General features: G+C 41.9%; 10 protein-coding genes and 1 pseudogene. 10 read left to right on the plus strand and 1 reads right to left on the minus strand.

Going from position 1 to position 17,367, the window contains the following annotated elements:
* The first annotated feature begins 159 nt into the window (after positions 1-159).
* From sbcD to QV280_RS06100, 6 genes are all read left to right on the plus strand, one after another.
* Positions 160-1,380: an exonuclease subunit SbcD gene (gene sbcD, locus QV280_RS06075; protein WP_152821212.1), complete on the plus strand. Its 1,221-nt coding sequence runs from the start codon at positions 160-162 to the stop codon at positions 1,378-1,380.
* On the plus strand, positions 1,377-5,129 hold the full coding sequence (locus QV280_RS06080; protein WP_152820997.1) for an AAA family ATPase: 3,753 nt from the start codon (positions 1,377-1,379) through the stop codon (positions 5,127-5,129). Before sbcD ends, QV280_RS06080 begins: the two co-directional genes overlap by 4 nt.
* Positions 5,130-5,234: 105 nt before the next feature.
* The gene (locus tag QV280_RS06085) at positions 5,235-6,122 is read left to right on the plus strand and encodes a PA4780 family RIO1-like protein kinase (RefSeq protein ID WP_023403882.1); all 888 of its coding nucleotides are present in this window, start codon (positions 5,235-5,237) and stop codon (positions 6,120-6,122) included.
* A 217-nt stretch (positions 6,123-6,339) separates the two neighbouring features.
* Positions 6,340-7,128: a hypothetical protein gene (locus QV280_RS06090; protein WP_152820995.1), complete on the plus strand. Its 789-nt coding sequence runs from the start codon at positions 6,340-6,342 to the stop codon at positions 7,126-7,128.
* Positions 7,129-7,624: 496 nt separating this feature from the next.
* Positions 7,625-8,191 carry an acyl-CoA thioesterase gene (locus tag QV280_RS06095; protein ID WP_152820993.1) on the plus strand — a complete coding sequence of 189 codons (567 nt, stop codon included), beginning with the start codon at positions 7,625-7,627 and terminating at the stop codon, positions 8,189-8,191.
* A 214-nt stretch (positions 8,192-8,405) separates the two neighbouring features.
* Positions 8,406-9,164, plus strand: a complete 759-nt coding sequence (locus tag QV280_RS06100; protein WP_152820991.1) for an SH3 domain-containing protein — start codon at positions 8,406-8,408, stop codon at positions 9,162-9,164.
* A gap of 87 nt (positions 9,165-9,251) precedes the next feature.
* Here QV280_RS06100 and QV280_RS06105 read toward each other — a convergent pair whose 3' ends face one another.
* Positions 9,252-9,839, minus strand: a complete 588-nt coding sequence (locus QV280_RS06105; RefSeq protein WP_152820989.1) for an outer membrane beta-barrel protein — start codon at positions 9,837-9,839, stop codon at positions 9,252-9,254.
* Between the two features lie 531 nt (positions 9,840-10,370).
* Here QV280_RS06105 and QV280_RS06110 point away from each other — a divergent pair.
* The 4 genes and pseudogenes from QV280_RS06110 to tnpA form a co-directional block, all read left to right on the plus strand.
* A complete protein-coding gene (locus tag QV280_RS06110) occupies positions 10,371-10,937 on the plus strand; it encodes a hypothetical protein (RefSeq protein ID WP_023403888.1) in 567 nt (188 codons plus the stop codon).
* An 11-nt stretch (positions 10,938-10,948) separates the two neighbouring features.
* Positions 10,949-13,429, plus strand: coding sequence for a hypothetical protein (locus QV280_RS06115; RefSeq protein WP_023403889.1), 2,481 nt, complete (start codon positions 10,949-10,951; stop codon positions 13,427-13,429).
* A gap of 1,316 nt (positions 13,430-14,745) precedes the next feature.
* A complete protein-coding gene (locus QV280_RS06120; RefSeq protein WP_253912578.1) occupies positions 14,746-16,611 on the plus strand; it encodes a tyrosine-type recombinase/integrase in 1,866 nt (621 codons plus the stop codon).
* Positions 16,586-16,941 (plus strand): annotated as a pseudogene (gene tnpA / locus QV280_RS06125) (IS200/IS605 family transposase); the annotation flags it as partial. The gene QV280_RS06120 and the pseudogene tnpA, both read left to right, overlap by 26 nt.
* Positions 16,942-17,367: the final 426 nt, after the last annotated feature.

Raw genomic sequence — 17,367 nt, forward strand, 5'->3', positions numbered from 1 at the left:
GAAGCGTTAGCGGGTCATTTATTATCTAAAACTAGCCAATGCTGCAATCGTATCTAGATCTCGTATTTAAATGATTATATTTAAGTATCAGTTACGTTTGTTGCTTTAGGCCCTGATATGGATATCTGGCACTTAAACCACTCTTACTCGTTGGTCTTAATGAAAATATTGCACACCTCTGATTGGCATCTTGGCCAAAACTTCTTCACCAAAACTCGTCTTTTTGAACATCAACAGTTTATTAAATGGCTACTTGAAACCGTTCAGTCGGAGCAAGTCGATTGCGTAATTATCGCCGGTGACGTATTCGATACGGGTACGCCGCCCAGTTACGCCCGTGAATTGTACAACCACTTTGTGGTGCAGATGCATAGCTTGAACTGTCAATTGGTGGTGCTTGGTGGCAACCATGATTCTGTTGCCATGCTCAATGAATCCAAACAACTGTTAAAGCAATTGCACACCCAAGTAGTCGCCAGTGCCAGTGAAGATGACACTATTTTAGATCTAAAAAACGCGCAAGGAACAACTGGCGCAATTTTGTGTGCGGTGCCTTTTATTCGCCCAAGAGATGTGCTGAAAAGTATTGCCGGCGAGTCAGGCGCAGACAAACAAAAAGCGCTAGGTGAGGCAATCAAAGGACATTACGCTAACTTGTACCAACAAGCGCTGCAACTTCGCCAAGCACAAAGCTTGCAAGTGCCGATCATTGCCACCGGGCATTTGACTGCACTAGGTGTCAGCCAGTCAGAGTCGGTGCGAGATATTTACATTGGCTCGTTAGACGGTTTTGCCGCAGATGGTTTTCCCCCTGCAGACTACATTGCGCTAGGGCATATTCATCGACCACAAAAAGTGGCAAAAACTGAACACATTCGATATAGCGGTTCACCTATTTTCCTCAGCTTTGACGAACTCAAATCAGACAAACAAGTGCTGCTAGTAGAATTTACCTTAGACAAATTAAGCAACATTGAAAGTAAAGCCGTACCCAGTTTTCAAGCCATGTACAGCTTAAAAGGCGATCTTGTTAGCCTAGAACAGCAAATCAATCAGTTAGTTATCCCTGACGAGCAACGCGTATGGCTGTCTATTGAAGTTGAAGTGCAAGATTATCTGAGTGATTTACAGCAAGCGGTGCAAAAGCTGATTGGTGAGCGCAATATTGAAGTATTGCAATTGCGCCGCTCTCGCAAGCAAAAACAGCGCACCTTGTCGCAACAAAAATCAGAAACCTTATCGGAATTAACCCCGATGGAAGTATTTAAAAAGCGTTTAGATATTGAAGATTTTGCTGATGAAAAAGATCAAGCACGTGCCAAGCGCATGACCAGTAAATTTCAACAAATCGCGCTTGAAGTGCAGCAGGAAAGCAAATGAAAATACTGCGTCTCACCTTTGAAAATTTAAACTCTTTAAAAGGCAAATGGCACATAGATTTCACCTCAGATGCCTTTGTTGAAAGCGGTTTGTTTGCCATTACAGGCCCAACTGGGGCCGGAAAAACCACCATTTTAGATGCCATTTGTTTAGCCATTTATCATGAAACCCCGCGTCTTGGTGGGATCTCCACCAGCAATAATGAAATCATGACCCGAGGCTGCGCCAGTTGTAGCGCGGAAGTGGAATTTGAAGTTAAAGGTAAGGCGTACCGCGCGCATTGGAGCATGCGCCGCTCTCGCAATAAGGCAGACGGCAACTTACAACCCGCTACGGTCGAATTAGCCGAGGTGGAGTCGGGGGCGATTATTGCCGATAAGGTGAAAACAAAATTAGATCAGGTGAATAGCATTACCGGTTTAGATTTTGCGCGCTTCACTAAATCTATGATGCTGTCGCAAGGGCAGTTTGCCGCCTTTTTAAACGCCAATGCAAACGACCGTGCTGAATTGCTTGAAGAGTTAACAGGCACTGAGGTGTACGGTTTGATCTCTGAGCGTGTCCACCAAAGTTATAGCCAAGCGAAGATCGCGCTCGATCAATTACACGCCAGAGCCGATGGTGTTGCACTATTATCTCCAGAACAGCTTGAAGAATTGCACGCTCAATCAAAGCAACTGACCGAGAGCAGTGACAAGCAGCAGAAGCTATTAACTTTGCACCAACAGCAGCAGCAGTGGTGGCTTGAGAAAAATAAGTTACAACAAAACGTGACAGTGCAACAAAGCACGTTAGAGGTAGCAACTGTCGCGCATAACACACTGCAACCACAGCGAGAGAAACTGCAACGCAGTCAACCTGCCGAGCGAATGCGCGCGGACTATGAATTATGGAACAGTGCGCAACTTGAGCAAACTCGTATTGTAGAGCAACTGCAAACACAAACAACACAACTTAGTTTACAGCAAGACGCGCTGCAACCGTTGCAAGCTGCTGTAAAGAGCTCAGAGCACACGCTACAACAGGCAAGGCAAGCGCAAACATCATTGCGCGAGTTGATCCAGCAACAAGTGGTGCCCATTGATACCCGACTGCAAGAGCTGCGAAAATCCCTTGTTCAGCAACAACAAAAAACAAAGCAAGTAGACAGCGCAGTTAAACAGCTAAACGATAGAAAAGGCAAACTAGAGAGTGAAAGACAAGTGGCTCAGCAGTCACTTGAAAAAGGTCAGGCGTATTTAAAAGCCAATGCTAGCGATGCTATTTTGCAAAGCAAACTGGCTTTGTGGCAACAAAAACATCAGCAGCGTATGGAGGCGAGTCAAAAGGCAGCGCAAGCAGAACGACTTGCCAAGCAACTGACGATGCAAAGTAATGATAAACGTGCCGCGTTAAGTCAGAAAAAGGCTCAAGAACAACAGTTAACTAAAGAATTAGGCACTTTTGAGCAGGCGTTTAATACCGCGCAGCAGCAACTTGATGAATTACTAAAACAAGGCGATGAGTCGTCTCTTTTAACTCAGTTGCAGTCATTGCAAAATAATCACCCGAACTACCTGAAACTAGAGCAAGGCAATAGCCTATATTTAGACACGCTAAAAGAGCGTGCACAGCTTGTTAGTTCGATTGCTGAGCAGCGTTTGAGTCTAGATGCACAAACACAAAAAGTATCACAACTTCGTCGCGACCTGACTTTGTGTGAGCAAAGTATTACCGACATTAATAAGCTGTTAGCCCAAGAAAGTGAATTGGCTAAATATCGCGCCCAGCTTCATGATCATCAGGCGTGCCCGCTGTGTGGCTCTATTGATCATCCTGCATTAGTAAGTGAAGACAATGCCGATAATGATGTGCTGGCGCTCGGTCAACGCTTAACGCAAGCTCAATCTCGTTTTACCGCCCTTAATAATGACTATAAGCAGCAAGAGACTCAGCTAAATACTGTAAGCAGTCACTTGCAACACAGCGCTGAACAAGAGCAGCGGCTAACCAACAAATGCGCTGAGCTAGAACAGCGTTGGCAAAGCTTCACCACGTCATTGGGTTTAGCAATTGATTTGGGTGATGAGCAAGCAGTCACGCAGTTAAAGGAGCGAAATAAAGCGCAACAAAACGCGATTAATCAACAGCTTAATGCGCTAGTCGCACTGCAAAAAAATGCCGACCAAGCTAAGCATACACTGCATACACAGCAAAGTGCACTGGCCGATGTTAGGCGCGCTCTTGATAGTGAGCAAAGTGCATTAACGTTAATTGATAGTAAGTCAGAAGCGGCAAGCAAAGAGTTCACACAGTGGCATGAGGCGAGCGTGTTATGCACTAAGCAGCTAACCAATGAAATTCAAGAAGCCGGTTTTGATTTTGCCAATCTGTACGTAAATGACTACATAAATGAACAAGCAAATGAACAAGCAAATGAACAAGCAAATACGCATGCAAACGACTGGTTTGAGCAAAAGCATCGCGACCTAAGCTTGTGGAATCAAACGCTTGAGCAAACCCGCTCAGCTGAGCAGTTGCAAGCTCAACTGCAAACGCAAATTAATGCCGTACTTGAATCAATACAAACCAACACGGTTTTGGCAAGTAATGAACAAGCGCGCTTACAGCAAATGCAATCACAGCTGAGCGAGGATGAAACGCAAAGACGCGCTTTATTTGGCGATAAGTCTAGCAGTGAAGAGTCGGAGAAAATGCGCCTACAGCTTGAAGCGTGTGAGTTGGCTTGCAGTCAGGCTCGCACAGAACGTGATAGCGCTTTAGAGAGGGTAACGAAACTTTCTGGGCAACTAGATACCATGCAAGCGCAACATACTCAGCTAACGGCAGACGTTAAAAACAAAAGTGAGATTTGGCAGAGTCAACTTGAGCAAAGCCCATTTGTTGATGTAAGTGAATTTAAAAATGCGCTCTTGTCAGAACAAGAAAGAGACACGCTGGCAGATGAAATTGAGCGCAGTAATCACGCCCTTGAAAATGCAAAAACGTTACTGAACAGCGCGCAGTCATCTTTAGCCTCACATCAAGGTCAATTTGAGCAAGCCGCATTAGAAAATGAACAATGGACTACTCTTTCACAAGCCGAAATTGAGTCCGTCATTGCTGAGCTTAGTGCGGCAGTGGAACAGACGTTAAAAAGGCAAGGTGAGCTATCGCAACAACTGATTAGCGATCAGAGCAATCGAGAGCGATTAAAAGATCTTATCGCTGAAATTGATGCCTTTGAACAAGAGTTTAGCGACATTTCGCACCTTAATTCGCTGGTGGGCTCAGCCAAAGGTGATAAATTTAGAAAGTTTGCACAAGGTTTAACCCTTGAGAATCTGGTGTATTTGGCTAATAAACACTTAACTCGTTTTCATGGCCGCTATGAGTTACAACGCAAATCCGATGATGGCCTGTCCCTACAAGTGATTGATACCTGGCAAGGCGATACTGAGCGAGATACCAAAACTTTATCTGGCGGCGAAAGCTTCTTAGTGAGTCTGGCGTTGGCACTGGCGTTATCGGATTTAGTCAGCCACAAAACCAGTATTGATTCTTTATTCTTGGATGAAGGTTTTGGCACATTGGACGCTGAAACCTTAGACATGGCGCTTGATGCACTAGACAATTTGAACGCATCTGGAAAAATGATCGGAGTGATCAGCCACGTTGAAGCGATGAAAGAGCGCATTCCATTGCAAATCAAAGTCTCTAAACGTAGCGGGCTTGGGGTCAGTGCCCTTGAGCGTGAGTTTGCAGTGTAAAGTAAGTGTATAAACAAGCGCACAAGGAAAGGCAAATACAGCAGTTCTAGCTTTTATATCAAGGTTAATATGTCATATGTAACATAACTGCTGTATAAAGGCGCCATGAAGATACCTAAGAGAATACAGCCTTTAGTTGACGATGGTTTAGTCGACGAGGTGAAAAGCCAGTTAATGAGTGGCAAAGAAGCGTCAGTGTACATTGTGCGCTGTGGCGAGACGATTCGTTGTGCCAAGGTGTATAAGGAAATCAGCCAACGTAGCTTTAAAAAAGCCGCTGCCTATCGTGAAGGTCGTAAGGTGCGCAACAGTCGCCGCGCCAGAGCGATGGAGAAAGGCTCGGGTTTTGGTCGCGATCAACAAGAAAAAGTGTGGCAAAACGCCGAAGTGGATGCCCTGTATAAACTGGCGGCCGCAGGCGTAAGAGTGCCGCAGCCCTTTGGCTGTTTTGATGGCGTGCTGTTAATGGAGCTTGTCACAGACGACGAAGGCTATGTCGCGCCTCGCTTAAATGATGTGTTGATGTCAGAAGAGCAAGCCATTGAAGATCATCTAGTAATGATGAGCTACGTGGTGAAAATGCTATGCGTAGGTTTGATTCATGGCGATTTATCAGAATTTAATGTGTTAGTTGATGAATACGGGCCAGTGATTATCGATTTACCGCAAGCGGTGGACGCATCCGCCAATAACAACGCTGAATGGATGCTTACGCGAGATATTAATAACATTCGTGATTATTATGCGCAATTTGCCCCGCAACTTGCCCAGACAGAATACGCCAAAGAAATTTGGTCACTGTTTGAAAAGGGCGAGTTAAAGCCTGACAGTGAGCTAAGCGGCACATATCAGGAAGTGGAAACGGCGGCGGATATTGACATTATCATGCAAGAAATTGACGCCGCGCGCGCCGCAGAGCTTGAACGCAGAGAGCGCGCGAAAGAAGCCAGTGAAGGCATAGACGATAGTAAGTTTAACTGGTCTGAGTCTTAATTGGTTTTTTTATTACTAGCACTATGAATGTAGCCCTGTCATCGCTTTATTAGAGTCTGTGATAGGGCTATTTTTGATTTGTATCAGCGAATGCAAACTTAATTGTGAAATGTATATAACCGCGTTAAATTGTCAGAAAATCTCTGCAAAACCTTACTTTTCTTAGTACAACGTATACCATCAAACTGTCTCATTTATAAATTCAGGGAAGACAGTTATGAGTGCACTACGCATCCCAATGACCAAGTTTGGCTTTGACTTCGATTTATTGATTAAATCTTGGGCGGATAAGCTAGACGGTTTTCGCGTGGTCGATGACACGCTTACGCCGCTTGAGGGCGGATTAGGTATGGGCTTTGACATCCTTCGAGAGTTTGATACCACAGGTTGGCGCGAACTAATTCCCGCTAAACTGCTAGAGATCACCCAACCTTTTCCCGAATACCAATACCAAATGTTGTGGCTTGCCGCCAATGAACCCAGCGCACTAGAGTTTTTATATCAACGTCCTATTTTATTAGCGCTGATTTGTCGTCATTGCAATGTGGATAGTAAGGTGGCGCAAATACTCTGCCGTAGAGGGCAGTTAGGCGCACTTGAAGCGTTAGGACTGGATGCCACTGATGGCGCGCTATCGTTTATTGACAAACTAGAGCTGGATTTTGATGTTGGTGACGAGTACGTGCACATTAGTCGTTTGTTGGATACCAGTCAAAAACGCTATCGCGAATTTAAAGATTACCCGCATGTGACTTATGCGTGTCTAAGACTCGATAGCATCTTCCCTGAGTTTAGTGGTAAACCGTTGGGCTTAGCCATGCTTAACAGTGGAGAGTCACAAATTAGCCCTGCTGATTTTCAAAAAATCTATGAAGTGGGCAAGCAATTGAACATAGATAATGTGTTAAGCGTAATGAGTGAGCAAGATTCCTCGCTGCAATTGAGCGCGCTGTATGAGCGCTGGATAACCTTGAAGCGCAAAGGATCGCATTTATCGCTGGTTTGATAATGATTTTGTGATTCGCTTTTGTTTACAAAACTAGCCATTGGCTTAAAATGCGCACAGTGCGTTACGTTAAAAAGCGCATCAGAAATTTGAAAGAAGGTCCACAATGAAAAAAGTTATCCCTATATTGTTAATCGCTATGTTTGCGGCTGGTTCTGCCCAAGCTCACCATCAGCGTATCGGCTTTCACAAGAATAAAGATGGGACACATACCAGTTGTGTTAAGGGTTTACTTAAAGACCATTTAATTTGCACAACGGTATAGCTCGCTATTTACCAACAAATTCATAACTGGAAAAGCCAAATTATGTTAATAAGCTAATTTGGCTTTTTACGTATAAGCGACAAAGAAATCTCTAATAACGCTTACATCTGCAGAGTTAAGCGTCCTAAATTCGTAGTTTTCAGTCTTTGCTACTACACTCATCTGACCACTTTTTGTGTCAATTGGTTCTACCACTTAATTTTCCATGTAATTGTTTAGGGAGAGACATACATGTACCCACTATTTCGCCTTGCTAAAGTCACTTGGCAGGCCAAGAAGCAGTCGTCATTGAGCATTGCAGATAAAAGCACAACCAAGTTTTATTGCCACCCTTGGGATCTAGACATTTTTAATGAGTTAAATAATGGTCGTGTGCTGACTCTATACGATCTAGGCAGGACCAACTTAGGTATTCGTTGTGGATTAATGAAAGTGCTCGCGCGCAACAAATGGGCGTTAGTCGTCGCAGGCAGTTCTGTACGTTATCGCAAGCGTGTACACCTTTTAAACAAAATCACCATGCACACACAATGCGTAGGCTTTGATGATAAATGGTTGTATGTAGAGCAATCAATGTGGGTGAAAGGAGAGCCAAGTTCTTCTGTGTTAATTCGAGCGGGTATTACCTCTAAACAAGGTATCGTGAGCCCAGTGACAGCTCTGGAAGCTATGGGGCAACCCAATCCATTTACTGAGCTTCCAATGTGGGTAAAAGAGTGGGTTGATTCAGAACAGCACCGCCCATGGCCACCTTTATGTGGCGACAGAGAAGCGGAAACGGCCCAGCAAAGTGTATAAAGTCGCGGAAATGAATATCATACGCATCGATTAGTGGAACCTGTTAGCTTTGGGAGTCGCGAACACAAAAGCGGCATAAAATGATAAGAGCACTGCCTGCGATTAAGGTATATTGACGAATAAGGTATTATCTTGGTTTAGATAGATTACCGTTATTGTCGAGTTTTTGTTTGTTGCTTCATTTGGTGTTTTGGCTTGGTGCTAGGGTAAATTGATGGATTGTGATTCAGAGAGCAGTTTTATTGGAGACTTGCTAGGCATGGCCTTATTTGGCTTCATGTTTTATGCACTGTATAAAATAGTTGTATTGTGCTTCAAAGCCCTTGGGTGGCTTTTGGTTGCGATATACAAAATTTTCGATTTCTGTGTGTTAGTGATTGCCTTGTTCATCAGCCGCTCTGAAAGAGAGGATCTTTGGTTTCATCATACTGGTTTACGTGCCTTGATCACAATACCGCTAATATTGTTTAGTTGTGTATTGGTTATGAATGATTCAAATGAACAAGCGTATATTGCTAGAAATGACTTAGTACGTAGCGCCATTGCGCGACAATCTCAAGCAGAACCAACTCAAGCTCAAACAAAGCAAGTTGCCACAAAGCCTCAAACAGTGAATACGCAATTATTAAATATTCGCTCTAACCCTAACGCAAAAGCCGGCGTTGTTGCTCAATTGGGGCAAGATAGCATTGTTTTGGTTAATAAGACTCAAGGCTCGTGGTCTGAAATTAGTTATAACGAAACGCGAGGATGGGTAGCATCTCGTTATTTAACAGTGGCAGAGAATCCGATTTACGCTCATGTTACCGCAATTAAGTTAAATGTGCGCAATGCACCACCAACTGGCGCAGTGCTGTTTCAGCTAAATAAAGGTGACAAGGTCACGATCGACTCTAGCCGTAATAACTGGGTAAAAATCAAATATAAAGATAAGTCCGGTTGGGTTGCTCAACGATTCTTAGATTTAACTTAAAAAATTCCCGCATCAGAATGTAGGAATTTTTTTGTGAGAACATCTTTATAAGGGTAGTGAGCCCATCAGGATTTAACCGTTAGAGGCTTAGAACTTATAGCCAATGGTGGCTTCGATAGTACTGGTATTATCAAAGTCCTCGTCGCTGTAGCCATCTTTGGTATAAGAGAGGTTTAAAACTGCATGGCTGATTTGAACTTCAACGCCGAGACCAAGCTGGCCGTATGGAGTGCCATCAGAATTGCTATAGCCAAAAGCGGAACTGGAAATACTTTGATAGCCGATACCTGCAACAATATAAGGACGCAGAGTCAAAGAATCATCATAAAATGTAGTGCCAATAAGAAAAGCACCGCCACCACGAACAGTCGTTGATTTAAGTGTACTAGTCGAGTAATTGTAGATACTCACGGCCTCTTCAGATAGACGCATATATTCAAAGGTACTACGAAAAGCAACGTAGTCATTAATTTGACTTTTCACATTCAGTGACAAGCCACCAAACTTACCTTTAAAGCCTGCATCTCGAAGCTCTGGAGCTGTTAATTGAGCATAGCCGATGTTAAAACTGGTATTGGCAAACTGGCTATTATCAGTGCTAGTAGTACTAGGGTCAGAAGCTAAGACGAGTGAAGATATTGAGGAGAGAGCGACCGCTAAGATGATTTTTTTCATGTTTAACTCGATTATATATTGATAATTGATTTGGTTAGCGACGATTCGCTGAACTCAATTCAATCAGAAGGGTGCATATTAAAAATAAAAACAAAGATTTCTTTTAATTATGCAAACGATTTTAATCAATTAAATTAGGTATAAACATGAAGGGTGTATAGGTGGTTGTTCACCTTTTCTCTTTGAGGGGGAAGTGGTTAATTGGAGGGAATAGAGTGCTTCGACGCTTGATTGAATACCGATTGAGTCACTCATCTTTTACGGCAAGCTAAAAACAAAAACGCCAAGCAAAATGCTTGGCGTTTTTGTAAATTTGGTGGGTCCGGGCGAACTCGAATCGCCGACCCCCGCCATGTCAAGACATGTCATGTTAAAAATAAGTTATTGAATTGCGTCATTGTACAATAAAAACAATAAGTTAAGTTTTATCTGTAAGCTCTTATTACAACTTTAATGTGTATTTTGGACACAAATTGGTCACAATGTTAAAGTATCTAAAGTGGTTGTTATATGAGCTGAGAATGTAGTGTAATGGATGAAATTCAAAGATTCAATGCAGGGTTGTTCGAAGACTCTGAACTTAAATTTATTGCCATCGATCAGTTGATTGGTGATGACTTACTAGAGCAACTTCATCGTTCGGCAAATCCATTCTCGTTGCTGAGAACTCAGCCAGACAGGACATTCTCTAGCGACTATTTATGCAATTTACTGGCCATGCAATCGCCTATTATTGCTTATCGATTTAGGCACCATTATCGATATTTAGTTGGGGCATTTACTCTTGAAAAACTGAAAACCGCAGTAGCACAAAAACACCTAGCGCCAGATCATAAAATCCCTGTCTTCGTTTTAAAAAAGAAACCGTCTGAGCGTACCAGGTTGAGAGTCATACAGTTCGAACTGATGGAAAATCTACTCGATAAGTGCTTCGTTTCAAATACTAAAAAGATCCGTTTTTTACTTGAAAATTGGTTTACGAAAGACGCAGGTAAACGAAGTATATTTCAATCAAAAGAATGGCAAGCTCTGTATCCGAATATTACCTCAATTGAGGGGCTTAGTGGTTACCTTTCATTATCGAAAAAAAATGTTTAGCTGGAGCTTCTATGGAACTGGTTAATGTCGAAAACCTTAAAAAATTGACACCTAAAAGTAATGACGTATCGTTACCTATATGGGTTGATTTGCTTAACGCGATAGAATGCCCCTCGAACTTTCAATCCCTACAATTTGTTTTACATACTTTAGAAATTTCATACAGCATAAACCCTCCGCTTTTTTGTGAAACGTTTGCTGTGCCAAAGGAATTTGATAGTTCATTCTTTGATTATTTTTCTAATATTAATTTTACAGATTTCCCTAACTATTACAGAGAATCTTTACCGGTTGGTTCAAAAAGTGATAGGCCAATTTTTGCCATTCTTTTTACTTTCTCATCACTGCTTACTCCTCATTTCGTTAAGCCATTGTTGTTGTTGCTCAACCATTATTACAAAAATGAGTCCCTCATCAATCGACGTGACAAAAGTGAAGATGTCTTTAGAGCATTGAGATTGTTGTATCAAGATCCGCTATTTAAATGTGACTGTTTATTTGGAGATGACGTAAATGTTATAGCCCAGAAACTAGAAGATTATAAACAACAGTTGGCAGTCTTTGATGGTGATAGTGATCAACGCATACTGATCAAGTATGTTCGAGATTTGATTCACTTTTGCCGACTTGATTGGTCTCAACCAGTGAGAAGGAAAAGAAAAACGAAGACTACTATGCGGTCTTCTTATAATAGAACTCGAGTCGAAAGAATCTATGGCTCTGAGGATCTGTATACCTACAAGTTAAAATCATTACCGTCTTCGATAGAAAGTAAAACAGAAGGAATTGCTGAGTCTGAGGATTACCCGCCACTTGCATTTATTAAGACTAAGGCGTCTGAAGTGCCAAAGCCCATTTTTGAATTACCAGATAAAGCTGCTATCAAAGACGTTAAGAAAGACCGAGTGCAAAATTCAGCAATTCAGCGAGAGTCAAAAAAGTCGCATAATTTAATTCTAACGAGTAGAACCTTACTCCAATGCTATGAGATGGGGTTTTTATTGGATGAATTGCTCTCTCGAAGAAAGGGAAAAGTTAATGGTCTAGACAAGCAGTTCATCAGGGGCATTGCATTACTGTCTTTGGTGACTGGCCGACCTATTGAGCAAGTGGCTAAGCTGAAGTGTATTGATGTTGATAGTATTGAAGTTGAAGGGCTATACAAAAATCACGGACATTGGTATTTAAAAAGCTACCATGCAGCGACCGCCGAAAACGGTCCGCAGCGAACTAATTCCAATTTATTACGAACGAACACGGAAGTGTATATACAGTTTCCTACTTGGATAAGTAATGTGTTGGATTTGTTAGCACTGAACGCAGACGAAGAAACTGGCAAAGGTCACAAGGTCGACACGCTTAATAAAGCGATCCAACAATTAATAACTAGCTTGAACCGAAAACAGCACTGTCAGATCAGTTTAAAAAAAATTAATTATCATCTAGTAAATTATGTCGTTGCATACGAGCAATTTGATCCAGTCATACTCGAGTGCTTAACAGGCAAACCCAGTTACTACACTCGTTCTCCTCGTCATTACGCCTGGTATTCCAATGATATGATCAACCGTCATATTCAAACGTTATATGAAGATGCATTTTTGGTTGAAGCTGACAGCGCTTTACAGGATGGGCTCTACTCTTGGCCAGTAAGGAATGAGGTTGGGGTAGGCTCTCAATTCACACCGAAGCAGGACTCACTACGAACGTTAGTGAAACACCTTCAATTACAACTTGGGGGTAGCCATACGTTTGACATGGCTAAGCGATTATCTTCTGCTATTGATTATCACAATGCTTATACGCTCTACACGCTGTATATGATGTTAAACGCGACGGGTTATAGGGCTGTCGGTAATCCTTTACCCAGTTTTAATCTTTTATTGAATCGTTACAGTGCATTGTGTATTTCGGATAAAGACAGTGTAGTCACGTTTGCGCACATGCGAGTCATAGCGTGTGCTCCTGTACTTACTGAGCAACTCAATCACTATCTTGATCACGTGCGAACCATGTCTCGATTGCTGTCGGTAGCACTCCCCAACAGTTCAGAACAATACAAAGATCAAGCATCACCGACTCAATTTATTGATTTGAAATCGAAAAATGAAAAGCTGAATTGGTTTATTACTACTAAGAACTCCAAAGGGAATGATGGGCTGTTTGTCTTTTTTGACCATACGGAGCAGGGCAAAATTAAAGCAACTAATGCTTACCCTAAGTCATTGAAACAACATTCTGAAGAACTGCCAAGTTTCCCTATGAACTTTGGACGTCACTATGTAAGGCTTTACTTGCAGGAAAAGCGGGTCAATCAAGAGCTAGTCAAATTTCAGTTAGGGCACTGGGTAGCAGGCGAAAATCCACTAGAGTTGTTTTCCACTTTTGACTTTAAAGAAGCGGTGAACACTCTATGTCCGATACTTGAACAAATGATGGGGGAGTTGGGTTGGCAAGCGATCCCCTCAGCGTTGACGAGAAAGCGTCTATGAATGAAGTACCTATGAAAAGCAAACTAGAATCAATTCCCTGTGATGGTCTCAAAGCCAAGTTTATTTCGGTTGCGAATGAAGAAATTGCGAACTACCTACAACTGAATCCAGTTAGAGATGATTCTGGCTCATTTCGCTCAAAGTGTATCAGTAAAGTTTATGAATTTACCGTTAAAATTGCTCGGCATATTGATGCCAATATCACTGCTTCTTCTCTTAACTCCATTCAATCCAAGTTTCCAAAAAATCCAGAAGTTGAGCCAATATACCGTGATCTGCTGCGTTTGCTACTTGTTAAGATTGAAAAAGAAACGGGCATACGTGCGCCCAATATTGGAGAGAATGTATACATTGAACAGGAAGTCCCTCAGTTAACCCCCGATATATTTTTAAATTCTCAGTTAGCGAATAATATTTACGAGACTATTGAGTCAGCGTCCTCACTACATAGCTACCTTGATTCTCCTCATCATCATGCTGGATTTTTAGTGCTTTGGCTGTGTTTAAAAGAAGGGATTGACCAACAAAAAACCATTACTGATTTACTATGTCGCCCAGAGAGTAGGACGTTAATTAGTGGACACTGGTTCTTCTCAGCGGGTAAAAAACGTTATTGGCTATCGACTCAAGCAGAGCTTTTGTTGCATCGCTGGTATGAATCTAATGACCGTCGTCGCCTGCTACTGTCAACAGTAGTCAATACTTATCTGGTTAACTGTGGTTTGTTACCTCGTCACACAAAGCTGAGTTTTATAGAACTTCGTCAAATGCTCAAGCTTGAATATGTCATGACTCGAAACGCTATGGAATATGGCTTAGCAGCAAGAAAAATTGATTCTACCTTCTTAGCAGAGCATGTGATGACTCGGCTCTTAAGTGACGTAAGGGTGAATGTGCAACGACAAAAAGAGCCCACATTGGCTACAACGGTGCGGCAAACTCGAAGTTGGGACAGTGCCTTTTCATCGAGTTATCGGCAATTGCGACCAGACACTGATGATGTCTGTATCATGCAACAAACGACAGAAGAACAAATTACCGTAATTTCTCGAATTACCAATGTGCTAATCCGCACCAATCGTAAAAACAGCATTCGTATTCGCCAAAAACTCCTGACAGAACTCCATCCTAAACTGCATAATCCGAGTGCAACTAAGAAGATGCCATGGGCTTGGTTGTTGCTATCTTGGCTGTACCACTTATTGAAAAATGGTGGAAAGAACAAATCAACGTTAAGACTGGATACGATCAAAGCCTACGTAGACTATGTGGCGATGCCATTTATTGTGGAGTTTTCTGGTTGCAACCCAAATCTGATGGATAGTCTCGATTGGGCAGAGAAGTTAAATGATGTCATAGAGCGTATTTCATCGGTAACGAAGAAAGCCTATGTCGCCTATTTTGCAGAATATCTGGTAGAAAGTGCTCTAGTACCTAATCTCTGTCTTTCAGATATTGATGTTCCTGCTGCTCAACATAATGTTGATGCGAATGTCATCACTCAACATGAAGCCGATAGAATCATAGAAGCTCTCAATGCATCGCAACACTCGAAAGCAAGTTTAGGTAAAATCATATTTTTATTGGCGTTTTATACTGGATTAAGAAGAAATGAAATTGCAGGGTTACAATTTAAAGATGTCTACCACTATAACGACAGAAATCATACTTTGCATGTCAGGCCAAATCGATACCGATTGTTGAAGTCAAAAGAAAGCTCCCGAAATATCCCTATAGATGTATTAATTCCAAAGGACTTGCTAGAAGTCTTTATGGAGTACCTCTTTACGGCAAAGACTAAATTTATGGCTGAAGATACATCGATATTTCCTCACTTTGAACAGTCAGATATAGAAGAGGCATTTAGCTTCTTAACAAACGTTCTAAAAGGGGTGACTGGTGATGAGTCTATTCGCTTTCATCATTGCAGACATTCATTTTGTAACTGGATGGTAGTCCAACTCTATTACAATGAGTTGACCAATAAGGAAGATATTGCATTCCTAAATCACCATTACTTTAGTGAACAAAGAAGTCACGAACTGAATCAACGACTCGGAATTACGAGATATTCTCGTAAGAAATTTTGGGCTATTGCAACATTGCTTGGTCATTCATCACCTGCAACTACCGCTGCTTCTTATTTCCATCTCTCCGACTTTCTAAGGCGTAATCTCTTTGCCAATCATGTAGCTTCGGAAGCGTCACTACGACGTGTTTGGGGGCAGCGAATCTCTACAGATCCTTTTGGTCGAGTTACCCCTAAAGCAAATTTTAGCCAGCGATTGCTTCGGACTATGCCTACACAATCAGCGGTTGCGTTGCATACAGAAGTGTTTGATATACAAACTCTAGAGAAACCTAAGTCTAGAAAACCTGAAGATGATCTGAGTTTAGAGCTTTGCTGGCGGGTGATTAGGCGCAGTGCTGAAGGTCATTCTTCAAACTCCATTTCAAAGGCTTTAGAGCTCTCTTTGAATACAGTACAGCTAATAATTGAGACAGAAGCTCACTTGACTGAACGCCTGCTTTCCAACTCAAAATATCAGGCGAGATCTTCTCTAAATTATGAAAATCTGAATCAGCCGAACATCAGTGTCTTGGGTGTGTTAATCCGGCGCTATACAGAATCAGAAGTAAAGCTTAAAAAAGCAGTCCAGTTGCCAATGTTGTATTCATGTATCGAAAGCTTCATTGGTGCGAAGGACTCATTGATAAGAACGGATAACAAAGACATGGCTTTAACGTTGTTACGCTTCTTGAAATTGATGGAGGTCGGTTTTTTTGAGATTAAGGTTAAGTGGTACATGGCTAATATATCAGTGACCGACGCTAAAGAATTAACGCCTTACCTTGCACATGTAGATTACTGGATAAAAGCGATAGTCAAAAATGTAGAGTTACCTAAAGACTCGATTCAACTGGTGGTGCCAAAGCAGTTGGAAAGGTTCAAGCAACAATTTGAGGATAGGGCAACTACTGTATGCAGTGATGATGGCAGGTTTATAAGGTACAACTCACCAGGGACAATTTCGATACACTTTAAACAAACTAAATTTCATAGTGATCAAAGAAAGTCCCCAGAGACCTTACCAAGCATGCCACGACGAACAAAAGCTTTTGTGAGCTTTCTGAGGTTAGTGAAGACGTATTGGACCGTTAAGGAAGAAAAAAGCGAATAGGAAGCACCTAGGTTCTACATTTCATGAGTTGGCTAGGAGTTAAGGCATAAAAATTGAAAAAGGACATTTGCTGAAGGGGCATGTTCATCTGTGTATCAGTGTCCCTCCAAAATATTCAGTATCTAATATCGTTGGCTACCTCAAAGGAAAAGTGCGATATCAATAGCTAAGAAGTTGTGAGGTAGGCAGAGAAATTTCAATGGTGAACATTTTGTGGCGAGGGGATACTTTGTTTCAATGGTAGGCTTAGACGAAGAGACAGTTCTTGAATATATACGGAGTCAAGAACAAGAAGATGAGCACCGAGAACAATTGAAATTAGAAATTTAGCGCCTTGTGGTGCTTACCTAAGCTTAAGCCCTTAGAGAGCGTCACCCAACAAGCCTCCAGCTTTGCCAGAGGTCATTTAACTTTATGTCTATTTGAAATTGGTGCCTTTTTCTAATTATCTGCTAGATTATGCTCTGATTTTTGTCGCGTCGATGCTGAGGATGCTAATTAATAGACCAATGGGAGTTGCTCTATTAATTTCGTAACCTTACGAAATACCATTTCCGCATGTACTCAATACAATCCACCTCATCAGAATTATTTGCTACGTATAACCATGGCTTTGTTGCGTAGTTTCAACGGTAAATGCAGTAACCCAAGATTAACTGATTTACCAGTATTTATTATATCTGAAGCATATTCAGTAATATAGACAAACTGGGAACGGTATCGTTGTACCTGCGAACATATCCTGAAATGAATGGT

The sequence above is a fragment of the Vibrio sp. B1Z05 genome (assembly GCF_052955985.1).